General features: G+C 72.3%; 19 protein-coding genes and 1 tRNA gene. 8 read left to right on the top strand and 12 right to left on the bottom strand.

Annotation, left to right across the window (positions count from 1 at the left end; genetic code table 11):
* Window positions 1–391: 391 nt before the first annotated feature.
* From thrB to AHOG_RS06715, 5 genes are read right to left on the bottom strand one after another with little or no spacing between them, the layout of a single operon-like run.
* A complete protein-coding gene (gene thrB, locus AHOG_RS06735) occupies window positions 392–1270 on the bottom strand; it encodes a homoserine kinase (protein ID WP_093940576.1) in 879 nt (292 codons plus the stop codon).
* Window positions 1267–2355: a threonine synthase gene (gene thrC, locus AHOG_RS06730; RefSeq protein WP_093944226.1), complete on the bottom strand. Its 1089-nt coding sequence runs from the start codon at window positions 2353–2355 to the stop codon at window positions 1267–1269. The genes thrB and thrC overlap by 4 nt, the downstream gene beginning before the upstream one ends.
* 17 nt (window positions 2356–2372) lie before the next feature.
* Window positions 2373–3680 carry a homoserine dehydrogenase gene (locus AHOG_RS06725; protein ID WP_281258079.1) on the bottom strand — a complete coding sequence of 436 codons (1308 nt, stop codon included), beginning with the start codon at window positions 3678–3680 and terminating at the stop codon, window positions 2373–2375.
* Window position 3681: 1 nt separating this feature from the next.
* Entirely contained in the window at window positions 3682–5103 is a 1422-nt protein-coding gene (gene lysA / locus AHOG_RS06720) for a diaminopimelate decarboxylase (protein WP_093940575.1), read from the bottom strand.
* Between the two features lie 2 nt (window positions 5104–5105).
* Complete coding sequence (locus tag AHOG_RS06715) at window positions 5106–6050, bottom strand: DALR anticodon-binding domain-containing protein (protein ID WP_093940574.1); 945 nt, start codon at window positions 6048–6050, stop codon at window positions 5106–5108.
* 221 nt (window positions 6051–6271) lie between these two features.
* Here AHOG_RS06715 and AHOG_RS06710 point away from each other — a divergent pair, with 221 nt between their 5' ends.
* The 4 genes from AHOG_RS06710 to AHOG_RS06695 all read left to right on the top strand — a co-directional run bounded on the left by AHOG_RS06710 (window position 6272) and on the right by AHOG_RS06695 (window position 11122).
* Window positions 6272–7201 (top strand): thioredoxin-like domain-containing protein, encoded by a 930-nt coding sequence (locus tag AHOG_RS06710; protein WP_093940573.1) that lies wholly within the window; start codon window positions 6272–6274, stop codon window positions 7199–7201.
* A gap of 14 nt (window positions 7202–7215) precedes the next feature.
* Entirely contained in the window at window positions 7216–8022 is an 807-nt protein-coding gene (locus AHOG_RS06705) for a DUF305 domain-containing protein (RefSeq protein ID WP_245856600.1), read from the top strand.
* A gap of 857 nt (window positions 8023–8879) precedes the next feature.
* On the top strand, window positions 8880–10193 hold the full coding sequence (locus tag AHOG_RS06700; RefSeq protein WP_211290540.1) for an NAD(P)/FAD-dependent oxidoreductase: 1314 nt from the start codon (window positions 8880–8882) through the stop codon (window positions 10191–10193).
* A complete protein-coding gene (locus AHOG_RS06695; RefSeq protein WP_093940572.1) occupies window positions 10190–11122 on the top strand; it encodes an RNA polymerase sigma-70 factor in 933 nt (310 codons plus the stop codon). The genes AHOG_RS06700 and AHOG_RS06695 overlap by 4 nt, the downstream gene beginning before the upstream one ends.
* Window positions 11123–11185: 63 nt before the next feature.
* On the opposite strand, the gene AHOG_RS06690 is transcribed toward AHOG_RS06695, so the two are convergent.
* Entirely contained in the window at window positions 11186–12109 is a 924-nt protein-coding gene (locus tag AHOG_RS06690) for a cation diffusion facilitator family transporter (RefSeq protein WP_093940571.1), read from the bottom strand.
* 311 nt (window positions 12110–12420) lie between these two features.
* Here AHOG_RS06690 and AHOG_RS06685 point away from each other — a divergent pair.
* Window positions 12421–12493, top strand: a tRNA-Arg gene (locus AHOG_RS06685).
* A 288-nt stretch (window positions 12494–12781) separates the two neighbouring features.
* On the opposite strand, the gene AHOG_RS06680 is transcribed toward AHOG_RS06685, so the two are convergent.
* The 3 genes from AHOG_RS06680 to AHOG_RS06665 all read right to left on the bottom strand — a co-directional run bounded on the left by AHOG_RS06680 (window position 12782) and on the right by AHOG_RS06665 (window position 16157).
* Complete coding sequence (locus AHOG_RS06680) at window positions 12782–13867, bottom strand: amidohydrolase family protein (protein WP_157736689.1); 1086 nt, start codon at window positions 13865–13867, stop codon at window positions 12782–12784.
* 630 nt (window positions 13868–14497) lie between these two features.
* The gene (locus AHOG_RS06670) at window positions 14498–14920 is read right to left on the bottom strand and encodes an ectoine synthase (protein ID WP_093940568.1); all 423 of its coding nucleotides are present in this window, start codon (window positions 14918–14920) and stop codon (window positions 14498–14500) included.
* A gap of 43 nt (window positions 14921–14963) precedes the next feature.
* Window positions 14964–16157, bottom strand: coding sequence for a Glu/Leu/Phe/Val dehydrogenase dimerization domain-containing protein (locus tag AHOG_RS06665; protein WP_245856599.1), 1194 nt, complete (start codon window positions 16155–16157; stop codon window positions 14964–14966).
* Between the two features lie 496 nt (window positions 16158–16653).
* Here AHOG_RS06665 and AHOG_RS06660 point away from each other — a divergent pair, with 496 nt between their 5' ends.
* Entirely contained in the window at window positions 16654–17496 is an 843-nt protein-coding gene (locus AHOG_RS06660) for a PhzF family phenazine biosynthesis isomerase (RefSeq protein WP_093940566.1), read from the top strand.
* A 182-nt stretch (window positions 17497–17678) separates the two neighbouring features.
* Here the strand turns inward: AHOG_RS06660 and tatC are convergent, their stop codons facing one another.
* Together tatC and tatA are read right to left on the bottom strand one after the other, a co-directional pair.
* On the bottom strand, window positions 17679–18635 hold the full coding sequence (gene tatC, locus AHOG_RS06655) for a twin-arginine translocase subunit TatC (protein ID WP_245856598.1): 957 nt from the start codon (window positions 18633–18635) through the stop codon (window positions 17679–17681).
* Window positions 18636–18730: 95 nt separating this feature from the next.
* Window positions 18731–18973: a Sec-independent protein translocase subunit TatA gene (gene tatA, locus AHOG_RS06650; protein ID WP_093940565.1), complete on the bottom strand. Its 243-nt coding sequence runs from the start codon at window positions 18971–18973 to the stop codon at window positions 18731–18733.
* Window positions 18974–19200: 227 nt separating this feature from the next.
* On the opposite strand from tatA, the gene AHOG_RS06645 reads away from it, so the two are divergent.
* Window positions 19201–20241, top strand: coding sequence for a CHAD domain-containing protein (locus AHOG_RS06645; RefSeq protein ID WP_093940564.1), 1041 nt, complete (start codon window positions 19201–19203; stop codon window positions 20239–20241).
* Between the two features lie 101 nt (window positions 20242–20342).
* Here AHOG_RS06645 and AHOG_RS06640 read toward each other — a convergent pair whose 3' ends face one another.
* A complete protein-coding gene (locus tag AHOG_RS06640) occupies window positions 20343–22892 on the bottom strand; it encodes a glycoside hydrolase family 5 protein (RefSeq protein ID WP_157736688.1) in 2550 nt (849 codons plus the stop codon).
* 816 nt (window positions 22893–23708) lie between these two features.
* Here AHOG_RS06640 and AHOG_RS06635 point away from each other — a divergent pair.
* On the top strand, window positions 23709–25007 hold the full coding sequence (locus tag AHOG_RS06635; protein ID WP_245856597.1) for a Bcr/CflA family multidrug efflux MFS transporter: 1299 nt from the start codon (window positions 23709–23711) through the stop codon (window positions 25005–25007).
* Window positions 25008–25042 lie beyond the last annotated feature (35 nt).

Raw genomic sequence — 25042 nt, 5'->3', positions numbered from 1 at the left:
GCGAAGATTCCTGGCAGCGACCTGCCCTGGAGGTTCCGTACCTACGCGCACCCTGCTCGCTCGCTACCGGCGATTCCTGACGCTGACACCCCGTATCCACGAGGACGACGGGACCGCTTTCGCGGGCTCCCTCTGCCACCAGGGCGTTCGGGTACTCACCAGCGTTGACCTCGTATGAAGAGTGAAGAGACCAGCGTAAGGTGAGAGATGCGGCCCGAATACAGATGATTCGGGCACTGCACCGGCGCCCGTGCGCCCGGTGACTGATCTCCTTCGAGGGTAGACCGCCGACCAACCACATGCAACAACGGAACGGCCAGCGTGTCCCCCCGTAGTGACCGCAGCCTACGGCACCTCGATGTCCGGCCTGGTCGGGGGCCCGACCACGCGGTCATTCACACACCACACGGACCCCCGCCTGATCGACCGCCACCGGATGCGCCGCGAAGCCCGAGACGTCGACCGAGCCCGGCAGCGTGCCCGCCCGGGTCAGCGCGAGCACCGACGGACCCGCGCCCGAGACCGCCGCAGGCACACCCGCCGACCGCAGTTCCGTCACCAGCGCCATCGTCGCAGGCCAGGCCGCCGCCCGGTGCGGCTGATGCAGTCGGTCGTCGGTGGCGGGCAGCAGCAGATCGGGCCTGGTGGTCAGCGCGGTGACCGCCAGTGCGGCCCTCCCCAGCGCGAAGACGGCGTCCGACAGCGGCACCCGCTCCGGCAGCAGACCCCGCGTCACCGCCGTCGCCGACTCCGTGGCGGGCACCAGCACGACGGGCCGCAGCGCCTCGTGCGGTTCCAGCCGCGCCGCGCGAAACGGTCCCTCGGTCCCGTCCCGCCAGGCGACGACCAGTCCGCCGAGCAGACTCGCCGCCGCGTTGTCGGCGTGCCCCTCGAAGCGGGCGGCCAGGTCGAGGGCCCGCTCGTCCAGCGGACGACCCGCCAGCGTGCAGCCCGCCGCCACGCCCGCCACCACCGCGGCGGCCGACGATCCGAGGCCCCTCGAATGCGGGATGGTGTTGGCGCAGCGGATGACCAGGCCGGGCACCGGCTCCCCGGCCTCCTCCATCGCGGCGCGTAACGCCCGGAACAGCAGATGGCCGTCGTCGGTGGGCACCTCACCCGCCCCGGCACCCTCCACCTCGATCGTCAGGCCCGCCGCCGCCGTCTGGACCGTCACGACGTCATACCAGCCGAGGGCCAGCCCGAGGGCGTCGAACCCGGGCCCGAGGTTGGCCGTCGAAGCGGGCACCGTGACTCGCAGCCGCGTCACACCAGCTCCAGGGCCCTCGCCACGGCCGCCGGGTCCACCGGCAGGGGCTCGACCCGCACCGGCGTGCCCAAAGCCGTGTCCGGATCCTTGAGCCCGTGCCCGGTGACGGTGCACACCACGACGGAGCCGGGCGGCACCAGGCCCTCGGTCACGCTGGTCAGCAGCCCCGCCACGCCCGCGGCCGAGGCGGGCTCCACGAACACGCCCTCCCGCCGCGCGAGCAGCCGGTAGGCCGCCAGGATCTCCTCGTCGGTCACCGCGCCGAAGCGGCCGTTCGAGGCGTCCCGTGCCGCCACCGCACCCGCCCACGACGCCGGGCTGCCCACCCGGATGGCCGTGGCGATCGTCTCCGGCCGGGCGACCGGCTCGCCCGAGACGAGCGGGGCCGCCCCCGCCGCCTGGAAGCCGAACATCCTCGGCGTGGACGTCACCACGCCGTCCGCCGCGTACTCGGCGTAGCCCCGCCAGTAGGCCGTGATGTTGCCCGCGTTGCCCACCGGGAGGAAGTGCAGGTCCGGGGCGCGGCCCAACTCGTCGCAGACCTCGAAGGCCGCCGTCTTCTGCCCCTCGATCCGTACCGGGTTCACCGAGTTGACCAGCGTGATCGGATGTTCGGACGCCGTCTTGCGCGCGAGTTCCAGGCAGTCGTCGAAGTTGCCGTCCACCTGGAGGATGCGAGCCCCGTAGGCCACGGCCTGGGCCATCTTGCCCAGGGCGATCTTGCCGCTGGGCACCAGCACGGCGCAGGTCAGGCCCGCGCGGGCGGAGTAGGCGGCGGCCGAGGCCGAGGTGTTGCCGGTGGAGGCGCAGATCACCGCCTTGCTGCCCTCGTGGAGGGCGTGCGTCATCGCCACCGTCATGCCCCGGTCCTTGAAGGAGCCGGTGGGGTTCGCCCCCTCGACCTTCAGATAGACCGACGCGCCTGCCCGATCGCTCAGGTACGGCGCGGGCAGCAGCGGCGTCCCGCCCTCGTGCAGCGTCACCACCCTGGCGTCCGCCGGGATCGACACCCGGTCGCGGTAGGCCTCGATCACGCCGGGCCGACCCGCTCGCGCGGGCCCTCGGGCCGCCGCCGGGTCGACCACCGAGACGTCGTCGCCGCTCACGTTTCCTCACCCTCCACTCGCATCACGCTGACCACCTCGCGCACGGCGGGGAGACCGGCGAGTCTGTCCACTGTCGACCGCAGGGCGGCGTCGCTCGCGGTGTGCGTCACGAGAACCAGGCTCGCGTCGTCGCTGCGGCCCTCCTGCCGCACCACCGCGATGCTGACCTCGTGCTCGGCGAAGACCGTCGCCACCTGGGAGAGCACACCGGTCTTGTCGGCCACGTCCAGGCTGACGTGATACCTCGTCGGCGTCTGCCCCATCGGCCGCACCGGCAGCTCCGCATAGGCCGACTCGCGGGGGCCCCGGCCGCCCGCCACCCTGTTGCGCGCGACCGCGACGACGTCGCCGAGCACGGCGCTGGCGGTCTGCGCGCCGCCCGCGCCCTGGCCGTAGAACATGAGCTGCCCCGCCGCCTCCGCCTCGACGAACACGGCGTTGAACGCGCCGCCGACGGAGGCGAGCGGATGCTGCCTCGGGATCATGGCGGGGTGTACGCGCACCGAGACGGACTCGGTGCCCGTGCCGTCGACCACCCGCTCGCAGATGGCCAGCAGCTTCACCGTGCGACCGAGCGTCCGTGCCGCCGCGACGTCGGCGGCACGGAGGCCGCTGATGCCCTCCCTATGCACGTCCTCGGCACGCACCCGCGTGTGAAAGGCCAGCGAGGCCAGGATCGCGGCCTTCGCCGCGGCGTCGAAGCCGTCGACGTCGGCGGTGGGGTCCGCCTCCGCGTAGCCCAGCCTGCCCGCCTCGTCGAGCGTCTCGGCGTAGCCCGCGCCCGTGGCGTCCATCGCGGAGAGCACGTAGTTGGTGGTGCCGTTGACGATGCCCATCACCCTGGCGATCCGATCCCCCGCGAGCGATTCGCGCAGCGGGCGCAGCAGCGGGATCGCCCCGGCCACCGAGGCCTCGAAGTAGAGGTCCGCCCCGGAGGCGTCGGCCGCCGCGTACAGCTCGGGACCGTATTCGGCCAGGAGGGCCTTGTTGGCCGTGACGACCGAGGTGCCCGACTTCAAGGCACGCAGCAGCAGCCCGCGGGCAGGCTCGATGCCGCCGATGACCTCGACGACCACATCGGGACCGCTGTCCACGAGCGCCTCGGCGTCCGTGGTGAGCAGCTCAGGGGCGACGTCGGGATGCCGGTGCGGCCTGCGCACCGCGACGCCGGTCACCACCAGGGGTCTGCCGACCCGTGCTGTCAGGTCGGCGGCCTGCTCGGTCAGCAGCCGGACGACCTCGCTGCCCACGGTTCCGCAGCCCAGCATCGCGATGGTGATCGGAGCACCGGTCTCCTCGGGCACGTCAGGACACCTCCAGCCGCAACAGATCGTCTTCGGTCTCCCGGCGCAGCAGCACCCGATCGGCACCGTCGAGCACGGCGACCACCGGCGGGCGAAGCACCCGGTTGTAGCCGTTGGCCATCACATAGCAGTACGCGCCGGTCGCACCGAGCGCGATGAGGTCGCCGGGCGCCAGGTCGTCGGGCAGCCAGCAGTCGCGGACCACGACGTCCCCGGACTCGCAGTGCTTGCCGACCACTCGACAGAGCGTGCCGGGCGCCTCCGCGCCTCGGGAGACGAGCCTGCAGTCGTAGACGGCGTCGTACAGGGCGGTGCGAATGTTGTCGCTCATCCCGCCGTCGACGCTCACATATCGTCTGCGGGTGTCGTGCCCGAGTTCGACGTCCTTGATCGTGCCGACCTCGTAGACGGTCACGGTCCCCGGCCCGACGATGGCCCGCCCCGGCTCCACGGCGATCCTGGGCACCCGCAGGCCTGCCTGGACGCACTCGCGCGAGACGATGTCCCGCAGCTGGCCGGCCACCTCGGCGATGGGCGGCGGGTCGTCGTCGACGGTGTAGGCGATTCCGAGGCCGCCCCCGAGGTCGATGGTCTCCACCGAGGCCGTGGCCGCCGCGCCGTGCTCGGCCACCAGGTCGGCGAGCAGGCCGACCACCCGGTGCGCGGCCACCTCGAATCCCGCGACGTCGAAGATCTGCGAGCCGATGTGACTGTGCAGGCCGACCAGGCGGAGCGTGTCGCCCTTGAGGATGCGGCGCACGGCCTCGGCCGCGTGGCCCGCCGCCACGGAGAAGCCGAACTTCTGGTCCTCGTGCGCGGTGGCGATGAACTCGTGGGTGTGCGCCTCGACGCCCACCGTGACCCGCACCATGACCGGCTGGACCCGTCCCAGCCTGCCCGCGATCTCCTGCAGGCGGGCGATCTCGTGGAAGGAGTCGACCACGACCACGCCGACGCCCGCCCGGACCGCGGCCTCCAGTTCGGCGACGGACTTGTTGTTGCCGTGCAGCGCGATCCGCTCCGCGGGGAAGTCGGCGCGCAACGCGACCGCCAGTTCACCGCCGCTGCAGACGTCCAGACTGAGGCCCTCCTCGTCGACCCAGCGAGCCACCTCGGTGGAGAGGAACGCCTTGGAGGCGTAGTGCACCAGCGTCGCGTCGCCGAAGGCGGCCGCGTACTCGGCGCAGCGCGATCGGAAGTCGGCCTCGTCCATCACGAACAGGGGCGTGCCGTGCCGGGCGACGAGGTCGCGGACGTCCACCCCCGCGAACGTGACGGCGCCGTCGGCTCCTCGGGCCGCGTTACGCGGCCACACCAGGGGGTGCAGCTCGTCGAGCTGCGTGGTCCCGTCGGGACGGGGGCCCGCCGTGTTGGCGGGCAGCAGCACGTCGGCGTGCCGGGGGCCAGCGGGGTGCGCTCGCATCATCACATCCGTTCCGGAGCGCTCATGCGCAAGAGGGCAAGACCGTTGTTCAGCACCTGGCGACCCGCCGCGCAGAGCAGCGCGACGGCGGCGTGCTCCGCCGAGGGCCGCTCGTCGCCGCCGGGCAGCAGCCGCCCGGCGACGGCGGGACATCGGACGTCGTCGGCCAGGTCCTCCAGATAGCGGGCCACCCGGTCGGGCCGGGCAGGCACGGCTTCGGCCACGACCGAGGAGAACTCGCTCAGCCTACGGGTGAGGGCGACGTCTTCCGGTCGACCGCCACCGTCCTCGGCGTGCCCGTCGCCCCGCTCGGTCGGCCGGGGCGCCGCGACGCCGAGCATGGTCGCGCCGTGGAGCAGCATCGTCAGCCTCGCGTGGGCGTACTGCACCCGAAAGAGTGGATTGCTGTCGGTACGCCCCCGCCAGCGCTCAGGGTCGAACCGCACCGAGCTGTGCGGTCGGGCCCGCAGCACCAGATAGCGAGCCGCCGCGTCGCCGACCATCGCGACGCGCTCGGCGGCGTCGACCGATGCCCCCGTTCGGTCGACGACGCGCACGGTCCGCGCGTGAGCGGCCAGGTCCAGGCCTCCGGAATCGGGCAGACCGTGACGGGCGCCCGCCCGCAGGACGTCGCGCAGCACGTCGGAGCCCCCGGGCGCGTCGACGGCGATGTTGACGAAGCCCGGCCCCGCGACGGTCGCCGCGCGCACCCCGTCTCGGCAGGCGAGCCCCGCCGCGAGCAGCTCGGCGAGGGCGCGAGGCGCCAGACCCAGCGGACCGGCCGACCGCAACGCGAACGTGGTCGCGTACTCGCCGTCCGTGTCCGCCTGTGAGCCTCGCCGACGAGTCACGATCGGCGTCGGCAGCGCCGCGAGGGCTCGGCCCCGGTCGGCCGCCACGGCCGCCGCGACGTCCCGGACCAGCTCGGCCAGCTCCTCGACGTTCACCTGGTGGATTCTAGAGTCGGGTATTCCCAGCTCATCATGCCCTTACCCTGCTCTCAACAAGTGGGACGAGCACGCGAACAACGGGCGGTCCGTGCGACGAGGAACACACCCGACGACGGCATTGGTCCATCTAGCTGACTCTGCGATGACGAGACATCCCTACACTGGCGCCCGGCAACCGTCAGGAATGTGCGCGGTACGAAAGACGAGGTCCGGCAGGGATGGCCAGCGGAAAGAGTGCCAAGGCACTACGTAACGCCCGAGCAGCAGTGGTGACCCAGAAGCAGCGGCCGTGGGGCACCGTGGCAGCGGTCTTCGCCGTCATCGTCTTCGCGGCGGGTGTCTTCTTCTACGTCTACAACCGGTACGAGGACACGGCGGACATCCGGGCCTTCACCCCGACGGCGGAGAATCCCGATCCGTCCACGGAGATCGACGGCATCGTGATCGAGGAGTTCCAGGCACAGCAGCACGTGCTCTCTCCCCAGCGCGTCGCCTACGAGTCCTCCCCGCCCTTCGGCGGGCCGCACGATCAGATCTGGGCGGGCTGCGACGGGGTCGTCTACGACCAGGCCGTGCGCACCGAGCACATGATCCACTCGCTCGAGCACGGTGCGGTGTGGATCGCCTACAACCCCGACCAGGTGGAGGGTGAGCAGCTCGACCTGCTCGCCGACCGGGTGCGCAACCAGCCCGCGATGATGCTGTCGCCGTATCCCGACCTGGACAGCCCGATCTCCCTCCAGGCCTGGGGGCACCAGCTGAAGCTCGAGGACGCCGCCGACGAGCGGATCGACCAGTTCATCATGGCGCTGCAGCTCAACGCCTACTCCTACCCGGAGGTCGGCGCGACCTGCCAGGCCAATCCCGCTGCCTTCGACGTCGACGACCCGCCCCCCTTCGACCCGAGCGAGCCGGGCCCCGACGCGATGCCGATGAACGGCAACCCCGAGGACTTCGGCGGCTTCACCGGCGAGGGCGACCAGGACATGGGTGCCATCGACCCGGACGCCCCGGTCGACCCGGACGCGCCGGTCGAGGACGGCGAGAACGCCGACGAGGCCGAGAACGGCGCCGACGGCGACCAGACCGACGAGGAGGCGCCGTCCGGTGACGACGAGGGCACCTCGGACGGCACCGACAGCGACTGAGGATCGTTCCCACCGTGACTGAACGCCTTCCCGAGGGCACGCGCGCCCCCGAGACGCCCGAGTCCCCCGCAGGCGGCGGTGCCGCCGAGCGGGGCGACGTCGGCGCCGAGCAGGTCTCGACCGATGCCGATCAGGCCGGGGCCGACACCGACGCCGGGGCGGGCTCGTCGAGGAACTGGGTACGGATCCTCGTCGCCTCGGCGACGGCGCTCAGCCTGCTGCTGCTCGGCGCCGCCGCGGGCATGCTCATCGGGCTGCCGGGTGGCAGCGACGCGCCGCCGGAGAACTCCGTGGACGTCGGATTCGCTCAGGACATGACGGTGCACCATCGGCAGGCCACCACGATGGCCACGCTGTACCGCGTCAACGGCGAGGACATCGGCATCGACACGCTCGCCTTCGACATCGACACCAATCAACGGACCCAGATCGGCTGGATGCAGGGTTGGCTCAACCTCTGGGATCGGCCGCTGCACCCCACCGACGGCTACATGGCCTGGATGCGTGACGGCGCGGGTCACGGACACGGCGGCGACGCGGGCGACTCCGCGGCGGAGGCCATGCCGGGCATGGCCAGCCCCGAGGAGCTGGAGCGGCTGCGATCGCTGCGCGGCAGGGAGCTCGACGTCTACTTCCTGCAACTGATGCTGCGACACCACGAGGGCGGCGTGGAGATGGCGAGCTATGCCGCCGAGCGGGCCGCCATCCCGCAGGTCCGCAATCTGGCGAGCAACATGCTGCGACATCAGACGGCGGAGTCCGAGAAGATGATCGGCATGCTCTCCGAGCTGGGCGCCGAACCGCTCCCCTTCGAAGACTGAGGACCGCAGGCCGTTCTGTCTCTGGCCGGTCCTGTCTGCTCCGTCGCCCCGCGCCAGGTGGGGCCGCGCGCGGAGCCGTGCGCAGGGGCCGTGCCGGTCGATCGACGACCCGCACGGCCTCGCGGCGACGACCCGGGACCTTCTCCGCCCATCGCGTAGCGGACCTCATGCGCCCCGGACGGCCTGAGCCAGTGACACCGTCGGGTACACGCGTCCCGCCCCCCTTCCGGTGAGGAGACGAACATGGTGCGCGCGGGCGCCGACGCTTCCAGCAGGCCCGTCCGAGATACGCCGAACATCGTCCGCGCCGCCGTCGGCGACGCTCGCCCGCGCCCGGTCGGTGATCGACATCGACTCTCGACGCATTCCTGCCCACGCAGCCCCGATGCATCACCAGCCTCGCATCTACCGCAGCGGAGGGCCGCCGATGGCACCCGTCGAAGGGGCGCCTGAAGGCTTTCGCGCTCGCCGACGCCGACCACCAGGTGACCTCGGTCCGGCGGACGACCCTCCACAGCGTCACAGACGCCGGGAGGGTGGATGAGGACGCCTTTCCGGTCGCTGGACATCGGCGACGACGGACTCGTCGGCAAGGACGAGTGCCCGGCCCGCGTCGCCCGTTTCCCAGCACATCGGCTCCGACGCCGCGGGCATCGGTCTGGGCGGGCCGCCGCCACGCGGACACGCTCCCGGCCGCTCTCCGGCCGCGGAGTCCGCCGGCCGCCCAGGCGACGGCGGCCGCGCGCCCGTCTCCGGTTTCCACGCCACCGCGCTGTCACAGCCGGACCCGCTGTCCTGTCTCTCCAGATGACGGCGATGTCCGGCGATGGGGCGCAGGCCGCCTCCGAGGAGACGAGATGAAGACAGTGGTGATCGGCGCGGGCTACGCGGGGCCCGTCGCGGCGAATCGACTGGCCGGGAAGGCGCCGACCGCCGAGATCACGGTGCTCGATCCTCGACCGGAGTTCGTCGAACGGGTCCGACTACATCGGCACGTCGCGGGGTCCGGTGCCGTCACGGAATCGCTGACGACGATGCTGCGGACCGGGATCGCCTCGATCGTCGGCACCGTGGACCGGATCGACGACGGCCGTGTCCGCCTCGACGACGGCCGCACGCTCGGCTACGACCACGTGGTGCTCGCCGTGGGCAGCACGGCCGGTCCGATGCCGGTCGGCACGTGGGAAGGAGCGGAGCGGTCCCGCGTCGCCCTGGCCACCCTGACGACGGGCAGCACGGTCACCGTGATCGGCGGCGGTCCCACCGGGATCGAGACGGCGTCCGAGGTGGCGTTCACCCGGCCGGACGTCCGAGTGCGGCTCATCGGGCCCGCCGTCGCCTCGAGTTTCTCGCAGCGCGCGCATCGACGGATTCGCGCGAGCCTGAAGCGGCTGACCGTCGACCTCGTCGACGACGAGGTGACCTCGGTCGAACGGGACTCTGGCGAGTTCCGCGGTGTCGTCCGGCTACGCTCCGGTTCGATGTTCGCCTCGGACCTGACCCTGTGGGCGATCATCGGCGAAGTCCCGGATCTCGCGGCACGCAGCGGTCTCGCCGTGGACCATCGGGGACGAGTGGTCGTGGACGAGTTCCTGCGCAGCGTGACCGACCATCGGATCCTCGCGGTCGTGGACTGCGCGGCCGTGCCGGGCGCCCGGATGGCCTGCCGGGTCGCGGGCCCGCCGGGCGCCCACGCCGCGGACACGAGGGCTCGCACGATCGGCGGCCGCGATCTCGTTCCCTATTCGGTGCGTCATCTCGCGCGGGCGGTCTCGCTCGGCCGCCGAGACGCGGTGGGCCAGTTCACTCGGCGTGACGACACACTGCTGCCCGCCTCTCGCCGGTGGTGCGGGAGCCGTGGTGACGGAGCTGGTGACCGGGGGTGCGAAGCACGCCGCACGCACGGGAATGGCCGCATGATCGCGCCCCGAGGCAGGCGAGGCGACGCAGGCGCGTCCGAGCCGGGCGGTCGACGAACCCGCGGGGCACATCGTGGCCGAGCATCGGCGGCTGCTCGGGCGGGGAGAGAGCACCGAACCGGCCGAGTCGTACACGGCGACGGCCGCGGGGACGGGGCGCCCGCCGTCGACCGCAGGGGGCGTCCGCCCGCGTCGAGGGCACGCGACGCGCACGCGGCTGCCGGCGCGGTCCGACTGGAGGGCGCGGCATGACCGATCACGAGCGGCTGCTCCAGGAACTGCGACCGGGCGCCTTCGCCATCGCCTACCGGATGCTCGGCAGTGTCTCCGAGGCCGAGGACGTGGTGCAGGAGGCGCTGCTGCGGGTGCATCAGGCGTTGGTCACCGGGACGTCGATCGAGGTGCCTCGCGCCTTCATCGCGACCGTGACCACCCGGCTGGCGATCAACGCGCTGCGCTCCGCGCGGGCCCGCCGGGAGCGCTATGTCGGCGAGTGGCTGCCGGAGCCGATCATCACCGACGGCGGGGACGACCCGGCTCGGCACGCCGAGACGGCCGACTCGCTGTCGATGGCGCTGCTGGTGCTCTTGGAGAGCCTGTCTCCGGAGCAGCGGGCGGTGCTGCTGCTGCACGACGTGTTCGGCTACGGCTATGCGGAGATCGCGACGATCGTCGACAAGAGCGAGGGCAACGTGCGGCAGCTGGCCAGTCGGGCCCGGCGGCACGTCACCGAGCGCAGGCCGCGCTTCCGGCCGACACGACAGCAGCAGGAGGAGTTGACCAGGCGGTTCTTCGCGGCCGTCGAGCAGGGGGACCTCGCCGGGCTGGAGGCGCTGCTGGCACACGACGCGGTGCTGACCGGCGACGGCGGCGGCAAGGTGCCGAGCCTCACGAAGCCCGTGCACGGCCGCGGCCGGATCGCCGGAATGCTGGTGACCACGTGGGGTCGACTGAACGCCTTGATCCCCGGGTTGTCGGTGCGGCTCGTCGAGGTGAACGGCGGCCCGGGAGCGCGTCTGCACCAGGGGAACGAGCTGCTCGCCGTCTGGGCGCTCGACATCGTCGACGGGCGGATCGCGGACGTCAGGTCGATCACCAACCCCGAGAAGCTGGCACACCTCGGACCGGTCGCCGACCTGAACTCGATCGTGCGGTCGTCGTCGCGACGGCCGGAGCGTTGACGGTGTGCGATCTCGCGTGGCGCCGACGCGGGGGCGTCCGCGCCGGCTCGACTCGGCTCGGGGCTACCAGCTCAGCTGGTGGCAGTGGGCCGAACCGCCGCTGGACTCGATCTGCAACGTGGCGTGTTCGATCTCGTACCGATCGACCAGCATCCGTCGGGCCGAGGTCAGCACGGCGTCGGCGTCGGCGCCCTCGGCGATGGTCAGGTGGGCCGCCAGCACCTCCATCCCGGAGGTGAGGGTCCAGACGTGCAGGTCGTGCACCTCGGTGACGCCCGGCAGGTCCCCGAGCCGTCGGGTCAGCTCGGCGACGTCGAGGCCTTCCGGGGCCTGTTGAACCAGGATGCGCAGGGCCTGCGCGGCGAGTCGGAGTGTGCGGGGCACGACGAAGAGCGCGATCCCGACGGCGACGATCGGGTCGGCCAGCGCCCAGCCGAAGAGCAGCGTCACCGCGCCGCCGATCAGCACGCCGATGGAGGCGACCGTGTCCGCGAGGACCTCGAGATAGGCACCCCGCATGTTGATGCTCTCGGAGGCTCCCGAGCGCAGGAGCTGGAACGCGATCAGATTGGCGACGAGGCCCGCGCCCGCCGCGAGCATCACGGGCCCGCCCGCCACCTCCGGCGGGTCGGCGAAGCGCCCGACGGCCTCCACCAGGATGAAGCAGGCGACGGCCAGGAGCAGGACCGCGTTCGCCAGGGCGGCGAGCACCTCCAGCCGGTAGAGCCCGAAGGTGCGGGAGGAGCCTGCGGCCTTGCGTGCCGAGGCCCGCGAGGCCGCGATGGCGGCCAACGCCATTCCGATGCCCAGGACGTCGGTGAGCATGTGGCCCGCGTCGGAGAGCAGCGCCAACGAGGAGGTCGCGAGGCCGACCACCACTTCGACGATGAGGAAGACGAGCAGCACGACGAAGGCCAGGGCGAGTCGTCTCATCTGTCTGCCCGATGCGCTGACCGCGGGCATCCCGTGCCCATGACCGTGTCCCATGACCAGAACATATAGTGACATGCGCATGAATGCAAAGATCTCGTTCCCCGCTCCCGGCCCGTGGACGACCGTCGAGCCGGACGCAGGGCGGAGCGTGCCCGGCCCGCCCCGCATCGACGACCGATGGGCAGCCGGCGGTCTGGTCGCCGAACTCCGCGGGGCGCGACGCCCACGCTCCGGCCACCTGGCGGTGACGCAGACATCCGAGCCGCACCCGACCTGCGAGATCACTAGCCCAAGCCCAAGACCATGACCCCGGCGAGGCCGCCGTTCGGCATGCGCTAGGATTACTCCCGTCGCCACGGCGACACGCCGTCGTAGCTCAGGGGATAGAGCACTGCCCTCCGGAGGCAGGTGTCGCAGGTTCGATTCCTGCCGACGGCACAAGCGAGAGAAGACGAAGGCCCGCAGGCGGTGATTCAGCGCCCTGCGGGCCTTCGTCGTTCTCGGCGGAGACAGCACGCGACGGACCCGCCCGCCGATCGTCCCGGCACACCAGCCCCCGCCTGACCGGACACAGGGCAGGCCGAGGCGCGCTGGACACGATCACACACCGGGGGTCGCTCCACGTCTCGCAGTCGAGGCGGCCGCACGAGAGGCCCGCATCCGACGCCGCCCGCCGCACCGGAACAGGAGACCGCCTCGTCCAGGGGCCGACACGACCCGGCAGGCTCAGCGGATCTCGTGCCCGCCGAGGAGCACCAACGGCGGTGTCCGCAGCAGTTCGACGTCCGCTCGGGGATCGTGCTCCAGCCAGACGAGATCGGCACGATCACCGTCGCGCAGCCGAGGGAGATCGAAGAACTCTCGCGCGGTCCAGGAGGCGGCGCCGAGGGCGTCCTCGACCGGCAGGCCGGCGTCGATCAGCCAGCGGATCTCGTCGACGAGCGCGCCGACCGGCAGGTCGGTGCCCGCGAGAACGGTGACGCCCTCCTCCCACGCACGCCGGACGAGGCCGGGGTGGGCGGCGAGTCCTTCCGCGTACCAGTGCCGAAGGGCGGGCGGCACCGCGTCATCGGTCATCTCGGCGGCCGACGTGGCGAAGACGAAGCCGGTCGGCACGAGCGCCCCGCCCCGCGCCGCGAGAGCGGGCAGAACGGACCACGGCAGGTGCATCCCGTGTTCGATCGTGTCGGCGCCCGCCGCCACGGCGTCCCGGCCTGCCGCGGCGCTCTGCGTGTGCACCGCCACCCCGGCGCCCCGTCCATGGACGCCTGCCACGGCCTCGGCCAGCGCCGACGCCGAGAAGGCGGGCCCGTACCCTCCCGCGTCGTCGAACCAGTCGGCGATGATCTTGCTCCAGCCGAAGCGCGCCTCCGCGACGCAGGCGGCGGCCAGCTCGATGTCGGAGGCGCGCCGCCCCCAACCGGGAATGAAGCGCTCGGGCGCGGCGACCGGCACCCCGGCCGTGAGGACGACCGGTCCGCCGGGCCTCGCCAGTGCGTCGGCGGGAAGCGGCCGCGGACTGCCCAGCACCCGCACGGCGCCGACCCCGCTTCGGGACAACCGATCCAGGTCACGGTCGAGCGCGTCGAGTTCGAGGGGTCCGCCGGCCTCGACCACGCCGATGTGCAGGTGCGCGTCGACGAGCGCCGGGAGCATCCAGCCGCCGGACGCGATCGTGCGGGCGCCGTCGACCGGCTCTCGGCTGACCGTCCCGTCCACGATCCACAGATCGGTCTCCCGGCCCTCCGGGAGCAGCCGGGCACGCAGATGCGCCGCCGCCGCGTGATCGGAGCGCCGCGTCGTACTCGTCACCGTCATCTCTCCCCCGCACCGTCTCGGCCAGCGTGACATACGGATCGGCCGGCTCCGATCGGGCGCCGGCGATCCGATGGCACCCGAGTGAGTACCGCCGCCGGGACCCGGTGGTGGCATCGGCTGGCTGACGAGGACAGCGGGCACCGGACGGTCGTCGGCCCGCCGGTCTTCTCACGACCCGCCGGACGCTCGCCGGTCCGCCGGGCCGCCCGCCCATCGTGGGCTCTCCGAGGGCAGACAGGATCGGCCTCCCCGCCCGAGCGGTCCGCCACGGCGTGCCATCGGTCGGGTGAACGCCTGGGCGCAGCAGCAGTGCGGCCTCTGGCCGGACAGGCAGGCCTCCGGGGCCCGGCCGAATCCGCTCGCCCGAAGTCGGCCGATCTCGACGACGTCGGTCACCGCGGCGGCTCGATCGACCGGGGTGCGGAGTGCGGGGCAGATTCGCGCCGTGTCGGCGCGGCGTTCCCCGCCGGTCCGGGCGTCGCCACGGAACGACGACGAGCAGGCGGCCGTCACGTGCGCCGCCTGCCCGCCGAAGCGATCCCACCCGCCGAGCGGTCCGCGGGTTCCCGGCTCGCCGGGCGGCGGATCGGCAGGCCCGGCGACGGGGATCGATCTCGCTCCGGGTCAGCCGGTCGGCGCCGCCTCCTCGGCGGCCGGGACCTGCTCGACCACCAGCGGGTAGACGCCGTTCTCATCGTGGACCTCGGCGCCCGTCACCGGCGGGTTGAACACGCACACCGTGCGCATCAGCGTCGTCGGCCGGAGCTGGTGGCGTTCGTGCCCGTCGAGCAGATAGAGCGTGCCCGGACCGAGCTGGTGAACGATCCCGGTCTCCTTGTCCAGAAGCTCGCCCTCGCCTTCGACCACGAAGACGGCCTCGATGTGATTCGCGTACCAGAAGTCGTTCACCGTTCCGGGATACAGCGTGGTCTCGTGGACCGAGAAGCCCACGCCCTCCTTGGCCAGCACGATGCGCTTGCTCCGCCAGTTCGGTGTCTTGACGTCTCGGTCGCCGTCCTCGATCTCGGCCACGGAACGCACGATCACTACTGCCTCCACTCTCGTCCACCGGACTCGTCCGCCGGTCGTCTCACGGGATCGTCACCAACCGCATGCCGTCGGCCTCGGCGGCGCGCTGCCGCTCCACCTGCAGATCCGCCAGCGCCAGCGCGGTGACCCTCGGCGGTACCCGGCCGTGATCCCAGTCGGCCACCAGCGGGGCGATCCTGGCGAGCATCTCCTGACGCAGGACGGAGAACGACAACGCCGGATCGGCGTCCACCCGGCCGAGCAGCAGCCACCATGCCCAGGCCACGGCACCGGCGTTGGCGACGAAGTCGGGCATGACGGGGATGCCGCGTTCGGCCAGTCCGCGCTCGGCGGCGGGGGTGGTGGCGACGTTGGCCGCCTCCACGACGACCCCAGCCGCCACCGCGTCGGCGGTCTCCTCGGTGATGGCGTAGGACACCGCCGCCGGGACCAACAGATCGACCTCGGCGCTGAGCACGGCCTCCCTCGGCAGTCGGGCCACCCCCGCGGGCACCTGGTCTCGGTCGATCTCGCCGTAGCGGTCCCGGGCGTCGAGCAGCGCGGGCACGTCCAGCCCCGCCGGGTCGAACAGCGCACCCGCGGCGTCGGCGACCATCACGACCCGCATTCCCGCCTCGTGCAGGTACCAGGCCGCGCCACCGCCCATCGTGCCGACGCCCTGCACGGCCACCGTCGTGTCGGCGGTGCGCCTGCCGCGCGCCGCCGCGACGCCGAGGCAGCTCTGCGCGACGCCGTAGCCGCCCACGACGTCGCCGAGCAGGTAGCCGCCGGGCACCGGCGAGTTCAGACCCGCCCGGACGCGGCGGAGGGTCAGCTCGGGATTGGCGGACCGGCGGATCGCCGCGTGATAGGACTGGTCGAGCCCGACCTCGCCGAACACCTCGTCGATCAGGTGTTGGGGGACGCCGAGGTCCTCGGCCGTGACCCAGTGATCGTCGAGCCACGGGCGCATGGCCTGCACGAAGCGGCTCAGCACGCCCCTGGCCCTCGGGTCCTTCGGGTCGCAGTCGATCCCGCCCTTCGCACCGCCCACCGGCAGGTCGAACACCGCGGCCTTGATCGCCATGCCCCTGGCCAGGTCTTCCACCTCGGACAGGGTGCAGCCTGCGCGCATCCTGGTGCCGCCGGTGGCCAGGCCGGACACCAACGTGTGCACCACCAGATAGCCGCGTACCCCGGTCTCCCGATCCGTCCATGTCACCCGAACCAGCGGGTCGTCGTCGATGAGAGCCACCAGCCGAACCTCCTCCCGTGTGCCGTGCAGCCGCCGAACGCCGTAGGCGTCCGGCCGAGGCCGAATGAGGGATGCGTGCACCGGCGGCGCGATCCGCGCCGCCGCACGCCGCTGCGTCGAAGACGGACTACCGCAGCCTGAGTGAGAAGACCCGCAGCAGGCAGAGCCAGGCACGCAGACCATCACTGATCGTCATGGATGGCACCTCCACACTCCGCCGCCGGGACGTCACCGAAAGCTAGCTCCGGTACCGATTTATTGTCAACAATCTGACGATCGCACGACCGGCGGGCTCTGTCGCGCCCGAGCGGGAGGCGCACGTCACAGGCCTGTTCGAGCCGTCTGCCGCACGGAGATCACCCACTCGGCCGTACACCGGCCTGCGACTGCGAGCGCCCGAGGGCGTGCGCCCGCCGACAATGCCATCGGATTGCCCGATGCACTAGATCTTGTTTCATCGTTGGACTCGATGACGACTGGTGCGCAGAATGGCCGCATGACCATCGGAATCCAGCGCTACGTCGCATTCAGCAGCCGGCCGGACGGCGGGAATCCCGCCGGGGTGCTCCTCGACGCCGACGGGCTCCCAGAGGAGGACATGCTGCGGATCGCCGCCGAGGTGGGTTACTCGGAGACGGCCTTCCTGACCCGCCGGACCGATCGGCGACACGGCGTCCGCTACTTCAGCCCGCTCGCCGAGGTCGCCTTCTGCGGCCACGCGACCATCGCCGCCGCCGTCGCACTCGCCGAGTCGATCGGGCCCGGCGCCCTGACCTTCGACACCCGGGCCGGGGAGATCCCCGTGGACGTCCGCCCCGGCGCGGACGGCGACCTCTGGGCGACGCTCACCAGCGTCCCGACCTTCGCGGAACCGCTCGCCCCCGAACAGACGGCACGGGCACTGGAGCTGCTCGGGTGGTCGGCGGCGGACCTGGACCCCGCGTTCCCCCCGTCGACGGCGTTCGGCGGCAACCGCCATCTGATGCTCGCGGCGGCCGGCAGGCGGCGGCTGGCCGACCTGGACTACGACGTCGACGGCCTCGCCGCGCTGATGCGCGAGCAGGACTGGACCACGGCGAATCTGTTCTGGGCGGAGTCGCCGACCCGCTTCCACGCCAGGAATCCGTTCCCGGTCGGCGGCGTCGTGGAGGACCCGGCCACCGGAGCCGCCGCCGCGGCCTTCGGCGGGCTGCTGCACGCCCTCGGGCGGGTGCGAGAGCCGCTGCGGGTGCGGATCACGCAGGGCGAGGACCTGGGAAGACCGAGCGAACTGCTCCTCGATCTGACGCCCGGCGACCGGCGATCGCGAGTCTCGGGGACGGCGACGTCTATCGGCTGACCGGCCGAACTGCCCCGCGGATCGAGGTCGCCCACGCGGGCCGCGCACCGAGCCGGACGGCAGAAGACCCGAGTCGACGGCAGGTGTGAGTCGACAGGGCCCCTCGCGCCGCGTCACTCCGAGGATGCCCGGCCCGGCCGAGCCCGCGGCCGGGCCGAGCCCGCGTCACCGGCGGGAACGGGTCACGGGGTGTCGTCGTAGCGGTTCCGATCCGGCGGCGGCAGTTCGCTGGGCGTGGTGTCCACCTCGGAGGGCGTGTCCGGGTCCAGCTCGGTGAGGCCCGCCGCGGCCAGCTTCCGTGCCTTGCGTTTGTCGTGTACCCGGGCGAACTGACTCGCGATGCCGAACAACAGCACCAGCGCGCAGGCCAGGACCACCATCGACAGCGGGTCCTGACCGGGCGTCGCGAAGGCCGCGAAGACGAACAGGCCGAAGACGATGCCCCGCCACCACTTCTTGAGCTTGGCGTAGGGCAGCACGCCTGCCCGGTTGAGCATGACGATCAGCAGCGGCAGCTCGAAGCTGATACCGAAGATCATCAGCAGCAGGAGGATGAAGCCGACATAGGCGCCGCCGGTGAGGGCGGTGAAGAAGTTCCCGGCGCCGAAGCTGGCCATGAAGTACAGGCCCTCGGGCGCGACAAGGTAGGCCAGCACGGCACCGAAGATGAACAGGACGCTCGCGCATCCGACGAAGATGCCCGCGAACTTGCGTTCCTTGGCGTAGAGACCGGGCGTGATGAACGCCCAGATCTGGTAGAGCCAGAACGGCGAGGACAACACCGCGCCCGAGGCGAACGCCAGCTGGAAACGCAGCCCGACGACCTCGAACGCCGTGGTCTGCATGAGCTGGCAGGTTCCGTCATTGGCCTCGAAACGCATGTCCGTGGGCAGCGAGCAGTACGGCCCCGTGATCAAGGCCGACAGCGTCGGAATCGGCCCGGGCCCGAAGTCGAACCAGATGAACCCGATGATCGCGCCCACCAGTACGGCGGCGAAGGCCATGGCCAGCCGGAAACGCAGCTCGTAGAGGTGCTCGATGAGCGGCATCGTGCCGTCGGGATTGCTCTTCCCACGGCTGCCGCGTCGGCCGAACCGAAGCACCTTGAACCAACGCAGCGACCGAATCCATCGGACCACGATCAGGCGACCTGCCTTCTCTCTGATGTGTAGCAGCCGGTCTCACGGCGACCGACGGTCTCCCACCACAGGCGTCGATGCCGAAGCGAGACGGCTCAGCGCTTCTCGTCCTGCACGGGCTGCGCCGCCTGCACGGGCTGCGCCGCCGCGACGGGCTGCGCGCCCTCGACGGCGGGCGTCTCGGCCGTGCCGTCGTTGCGGAGTCCCCTCGTCTCGGCCTTGAGGATGCGGGCCGACTGGCCGAGCGACCGTGCCATCTGCGGCAGCTTGGTCGCGCCGAACAGCAGCACCAGCACTCCGGCGATGATCAACAACTCGGTTGCGCCCAGACCGAACATTCGCGGGCCTCCCATCAGCGACTGGGGCCGATCGTACGCAGCCGACCCCGGCGATAGCGAGAGCGGTGGCACATCGTTGTCCGCGACTTCTCCTCGGGTTCGGCGACGAGGGACCACCACGGCCGGGGCCGCGGGCCGCCCGCCGCCGATCTCGACCGTGTATCGCTCCGACTCGGCGGGTACCGGACAGGGCAGACCCCCGCGTCACGTCCGTCAGGAGATCGCCGATGAGCACCGCCGCCCGATCCGGTCCGCCCGCGCCCGCCGCGCCGAAGAAGAAGTCGCCCGGGCTGAACACGAGGTCGCCCGCCGGGGACGTCGTCCTCGACCATCTGCGTGGACAGGCCGCCGCGTTGTTCGAGAACGAGCAGGGCTTCCATCGGGGCGAGCCTGGCTCCGTGCACCGGATGCGCGTCGCCACCCGCCGACTGCGCAGCGCGCTCCAGTCCTTCGGCACGATCGTCGACCGCGAGCAGACCAGGGAGCTGACCGACGAGCTGAGGCGGCTGGGCCGCGTGCTGGGTAGGTCGCGAGACGCCGAGGTGGTCACCAGGCGGCTGCGCGACCGTATCGAGGAGACCCCCGCCGAACTCGTGTTGGGCGAGGTCGACCGGCAGCTCACCCGGCGGACGGCACGGCGACAGGCCGCGGCGGACGAGACGGTGATCGAGGAGCTGGCGAGCGAGCGGTATCGGGCGTTGACCGAGTCGATCCGGCAACTGCTCGACCGCCCGCCGCTGACGTCGACGGCCGCTGATCGGGCCGGTGCGGTGCTGCCCGCGCTGGTGGCCCGCAGCTGGCGCGGGCTGGATCGGACCGCCCGAACGGCACTGTCGATGCAGGCCGAGGCGTCGGCGGGCACCGGTACGGCGGGCATCGATTCGACAGGCGCAGGCGAGACGAGGACCACCACGAGCGGATCCCGCGAGCAGGCCGCCCTGACAGCGGCGCTGCACGAGGTCCGCAAACGGGCCAGGCGCACCCGCTACGCGGCCGAGGTGGCTCGTCCCGTCGCTCGCCGGAAGGCACGCAGGCTGAGCCGGGCTCTGCGCAGGCTGCAACGCACGCTGGGCACCCATCAGGACACGGTGCTCAGCCGTGCGGCGCTCCGAGAGCTGGGCGCCCAGGCCCGGACGCAAGGACAGAACGGATTCACCTTCGGCCTCTGGTACGGGCGCGACCAGGAGATCGCCCGACGGATCGAGGAGGACTTCGCCGAGCACTGGCACCGTGCCGCCCGCCCTCGGCTGCGGCGGTGGACACGCTGACTCCCGACGGACCACGCAGGCGAGGGCGTCGGGCCGTACGTCGCCGTCCGGCAGACCCGAGGCCCGCGCCGAACGAACTCCCCCGGCCTCGGACGCGTCGATCACCGCACCGCGAGGCGGTACTCCCCGGTGGCGCACCCCGTGATCCGCCAGCCTCCCGGAACCGCCCGGGTCAGGACGTCCCGGACGCCGTGGGCCCGCACCTCCGGCTCGACAGGCCCCGGGACCCAGACGTCCAGCACGCAGCTGGACGCCGTCTGCCGATTGCTGCCCGCCAATTCCATCGTGCGGCGGACCGGATCGGACTCCAGCCGACGCAGCGTGCCCGGCGCGGCGCGCGGATAACTCCTGTTCAACACCGCCGCGGCCTCGGAACCGGCCACACCCTCGCCCAAGGCGCAGCCGTCGAGAGGCACGTCCGCGCTCGTCCGAGGACCGGCAGGCGCGGGCGGCGGCGCGCAGCCGGGATCGCGCCAGAAGGCGCCGCCGAGTCGGTGGTCGTCCGCGACGGCGGCCTGGCGCCGCAGCAGTTCCCCGTCGCCTGCCACGTCCGCGGCCGCGCCCCATTCGCTGATCCAGAGTGCCGCGCCGTGATCGGCGGCCAGGCGTTCGGCCAAGGCCAGGCCCCGGCCGAGACGGAGCGTCCCGGCCCCGGCGTCGCCCTCGAGCCCGTCGGTCTCCCCGGACGGCGGGGCGAACACCAGCCGGGGATCGTCGGTGAAGCCCGGCGGCGGCGGGACGTCGACTCCGATGGCGGGCCAGGTGGCGCTCGGCTCGACGAACACCGGATGCGGGAACCCGCCTGCCGCGGCGTCCTCCGCCGCCCGAATCGCCCGCACGGCCCGGTCGTAGAAGCGGCCCAGCAACAGGCCCGAGGTCAGCGGGGGCTCCCCGCCCAGCCGAGGATCGTCGAGCAGGTGGAATCCGGCGATCGCCGAGTTCGTCGCGAACTCGGCCGCGAGCCTGCCCCAGAGGTCGACCAGTCGGGTCTGGCTGCCGTCGTCGTCATAGGCGAAGTCGGTCGCGTCGACGAGTCGATCGGCGTGGACGTCCAGACAGGGTCCGTCGGTGATCCGCCGCGGGCGGCCGGGCTCGGCGGGACAGGGCACGGCGGGCCGGAGGAGATCGGCGTGCAGTGCGAGGACGGTGTGGATCTCATGCCGGGCGGCCCGCTCCACCAGCTCGTGAATCTCGGCGAGGTACGTCTCGTCGACGTGTCCGGGCCGCGGTTCGAGCCGGTGCCAGGAGATCGCGACTCGGATGACGCCCGCGCCGCGAGCCGCCAGCGCGGCAAGGTCGTCTCGGTTCGGGTCGGCGCGGCCTGCCGGGTCGGCGGCATCGGTGAGCAGATCTCGGATGTTGACCCCGCGCAGCAGCACGGCCCGACCGTCGCCGGTGCCGAGCACCGCGGGCTCGCCGGGATGGACGGTGAGCCGAGGCAGACCGGTGCCCGGCGGCAGCCCCGGTTCGGCCAGCAGTGCGTCGTCCCGTCCGATGCGGCTCGGTTCCGCGGGAAGCAGCGCCAGCGGCGCCGCGAGGATCACGACGAGGACGAGCGCGGCGATGGTCGGGAGGCCCCGGACGAAGCGCAGGGCCGTCATCCGACGCCCGGTGCTCGGCCTGCCCGAGATCGGACGCCAGAACGCGCTCAGCACCACCGCACCCGCGGCGAACACGCCGACGAACAGGGCGTACGAGAGCCCTTCGGCCTGCCGGATGAGCAGGAGCGAGAGCCACCATCGATCACCGTCGAGCCGGTCCGCCGGGCTCGATGTGCCGAGCAGCACCGTGAGCTGGGCGAGCCCGAGCGCCGAGGCGCCGACGGTGGTGGCGATCCAGCCCGCCAGGAACGCCGACCGAGCCCGCCGCCGCGCGCCGATGTGCCGGACGAACCGGGCGAACACCATGATCGAGACGGCGGACAGGAGGGCCAGCGCGGTGAGGAAGCCCGCGAGGCCCGCCGCGTGACTCGGAGCGAGAAGCCGGAAGCCGTGATCGTAGGTGAAGCCCAGGGCCGAGCCCGCCCACCAGCCGCCGCCCGGCCACGGGCCGACCAGTCCGGCGAACCCGACGAGCACGAATCCGAAGACGAGCACCATCCGGCGGTCGGCACGGCGCACCAGCGGATTGGCCGCGTCCCGCAGCCCGTCGTGCCTCGGCCCGCGCCGCGACAGCGCCGCCGTCAGCGCGGCGGGCCAACAGCACAGCAGCGCCTTGATCCCCGTGAAACCGCTCGCCCATACGAGGTGCCTGAGCGTCTCGGCGACGGAGAGCGCCCCCATCCCCGAGGGCGAGGCGAGCAGCGGCGCGACGGCGAGCAGATCGGCGGCGGCCCGGCCGATCATCGCGGACAGCACGCCCGCACCCCAGACCAGGAGGAAGACCCACCACCACGGCGTGTGCGGCCCGGCGTCCCGCAAGGCGATCGAGGCCGCCGCCGCGGTACCGAGCAGCAGCGTCGGTAACAGGAGCAGCAGCGGCGCGACGTCCCGGAGTCCGCCCGCGGCGACCGACCCGGCCTGCGGCGGGGTGTAGATCGCGAACAGCCCGGTCGGATCGAGAGCCGCGCCCACGCCGACGATCAGCAGGAGGACGACCACGGACGCGAGGACCGGGGAGCGACTCAGCCAGACGAGTCCCGGCATGCGCATGCTGTGTTCCTCCACGGCGGCGATGTCGCTGAGGCGCCCCGCGAGCCGGGCCCGCGTCGCCCGGCCTCGCGGCGACCGATCGGCGCCGCGCCGCTTCGTCCACCGTCCCGTGCCGGGGCACGAGCAGGTCGGCGACCCGACCGGCGCTCCGCCACCGGACCCTAAGGGCAGAGCGGTCCCGATAGTGCTCAAGTCACCGGATCGTTGGCAGATCGGTGACGACCGTTCGACTCGATGGCGACGGTCCCCGTCGCCTGCGGGGTCGTCTTCCTCGGTGTCGACGATCAGCCGCCGTCTCGGCGGCCGCGATGCTCGGTCGGGTGTCGGGGCGAATCCCTCGGCGACGCGAGCGGCAGGCACGGGCACGGGCGGACACGGACCCAGGCGGGCAGGCACCGACGCGGACGCGGGCACCGGCGCGAGTGAGGAGCCGGGCCCGGACGGGCCCCGGACCACCTTCGTGGTGCGGCACGAGACGACGAGCCGGGCCGAGGCCGCTGCGGGCGGGCGCGGGCGCCGGGCGGTCTCGAGCCCCGGCGGGCTCAGCCGGTCCCGTCCTCGTGTCCGAGGACGTCGGGTCGCGGCGCACCACCCGTGCCCCGGTGCCGCCCGCGCCGTGCGGATGTCGCCGCAACCGACCATCCCTCGTCGATCGGGCGAACCATTCCCCGATCGGGCCAGCGCATCTCACCAGGCGGAACGCCAGTTAGCCCTATCGGGTTAGCTGCATCACGTTCGAGATGAACCTGAGTCGAGATCGTGTTGGACCGCCGGGGGTACCGCGCCCAGACCCCCTGTACTCGTCTGGAGAATTCGTTGAGCTTCACCGGTCGACTCACCGACACGACTCGAACCGCCCCGTCCGTGCCCTCCCGTTGGCGCCTCGCCCTCATCCTCGGTGCGATCACCGCCGTCGGACCGCTGTCCATCGACATGTACCTGCCCGCGTTCCCGGACATCAGCGTCGAGTTCTCCTCGACCGCGGCTCAGGTGCAGTTGACCCTCACCGCCTGTCTGATCGGCCTCGCCTTCGGCCAGCTGCTCGCCGGTCCCGTCAGCGACGCACTCGGCCGTCGCAGGCCGCTGCTGGTCGGCGTCGCGGTCTATCTGATCGCCTCGCTGCTCTGCGCCTTCGCGCCGTCGACCACGGTGCTCGTGGTGCTGCGCTTCGTGCAGGGCATGGCGGGCGCCGCGGGCCTCGTCATCGCCAGGGCCGTCATCCGCGACCTCTACACCGGCGTGGCCGCGGCGAAGTTCTTCTCGATGCTCATGCTGGTGACCGGCGCCGCACCGATCCTGGCCCCGATGATCGGCAGCCAGCTGCTCAGCTTCACGTCTTGGCGCGGCGTCTTCGTCATCCTCGCCGTCTACGGCGTCGTCATGGGCCTCGCCGCCCTGTTCAGCCTGCCGGACACCCTGCCGAGGGAGAAGCGACGCCGAGGCGGGGTGAAGGACACCCTCGGCAGCTTCGGCCGTCTCTTCCAGGACCGCTCCTTCGTCGGCTACGCGTTGGCGGGCGGGCTCAGCTTCGCGACGATCTTCGCCTACGTCTCGGCGTCCCCGTTCGTGCTTCAGGTGGTCTACGAGGTCTCGCCGCAGGTCTACGGCCTGCTGTTCGCGCTGAACTCCGTCGGCATCCTGATCTTCGGGCAGGTGAACGGCTGGCTCGTCGGCCGGGTCGCCCCCCGAACTCTGCTCAACATCGGCATGGCGTCGTCGGTCACGGCCAGCCTCGTGCTGCTGTTGCTGGTGAGCACCGGGCTGTTCGGGCTGCCCGGCGTGATGGTCGCCTTGTTCGTGGGCGTCTCCAGCCTCGGTCTGGTCATGCCGAACGCGACGACGCTCGCCCTCGCGGAGTATCCGAACGCCGCGGGCGCGGCGTCGGCGCTGCTGGGGACGTTGCAGTTCCTCCTCGGCGCGCTGGCTGCTCCGCTGGTCAGTCTGGGCGGAGAGGACACCGCGCTGCCGATGGCGCTGGTCATGGCCGTCGTCTCGGTGGGCGCGCTGGTCGTCTACCGCACGATGACCCGCCCCATTCCGGCCGAGGAACAGGAGCTCGCGGCCGTGGTCACCGAGCAGACCGGGGCGGAGATCGCCGCGAACGGCGTCCGCTGATTCGCTCGCTCGTGTCGCCGCGTCCCTGATCGGGT

Source organism: Actinoalloteichus hoggarensis (genome assembly GCF_002234535.1).
GTDB classification, from domain to species: domain Bacteria; phylum Actinomycetota; class Actinomycetes; order Mycobacteriales; family Pseudonocardiaceae; genus Actinoalloteichus_A; species Actinoalloteichus_A hoggarensis.
Note: the sequence above shows the minus strand (reverse complement) of the source record. Positions and strands in the feature narration are given on the sequence as shown.

Coding starts and splice junctions, on each gene's coding strand:
- lysA (WP_093940575.1), bottom strand. CDS start 5,103: ATGCGAGCGCACCCCGCTGGCCCCCGGCACGCCGACGTGCTGCTGCCC.
- AHOG_RS06710 (WP_093940573.1), top strand. CDS start 6,272: ATGGCCAGCGGAAAGAGTGCCAAGGCACTACGTAACGCCCGAGCAGCA.
- AHOG_RS06700 (WP_211290540.1), top strand. CDS start 8,880: ATGAAGACAGTGGTGATCGGCGCGGGCTACGCGGGGCCCGTCGCGGCG.
- AHOG_RS06695 (WP_093940572.1), top strand. CDS start 10,190: ATGACCGATCACGAGCGGCTGCTCCAGGAACTGCGACCGGGCGCCTTC.
- AHOG_RS06690 (WP_093940571.1), bottom strand. CDS start 12,109: ATGGGACACGGTCATGGGCACGGGATGCCCGCGGTCAGCGCATCGGGC.
- AHOG_RS06660 (WP_093940566.1), top strand. CDS start 16,654: ATGACCATCGGAATCCAGCGCTACGTCGCATTCAGCAGCCGGCCGGAC.
- tatA (WP_093940565.1), bottom strand. CDS start 18,973: ATGTTCGGTCTGGGCGCAACCGAGTTGTTGATCATCGCCGGAGTGCTG.
- AHOG_RS06645 (WP_093940564.1), top strand. CDS start 19,201: ATGAGCACCGCCGCCCGATCCGGTCCGCCCGCGCCCGCCGCGCCGAAG.
- AHOG_RS06640 (WP_157736688.1), bottom strand. CDS start 22,892: ATGCGCATGCCGGGACTCGTCTGGCTGAGTCGCTCCCCGGTCCTCGCG.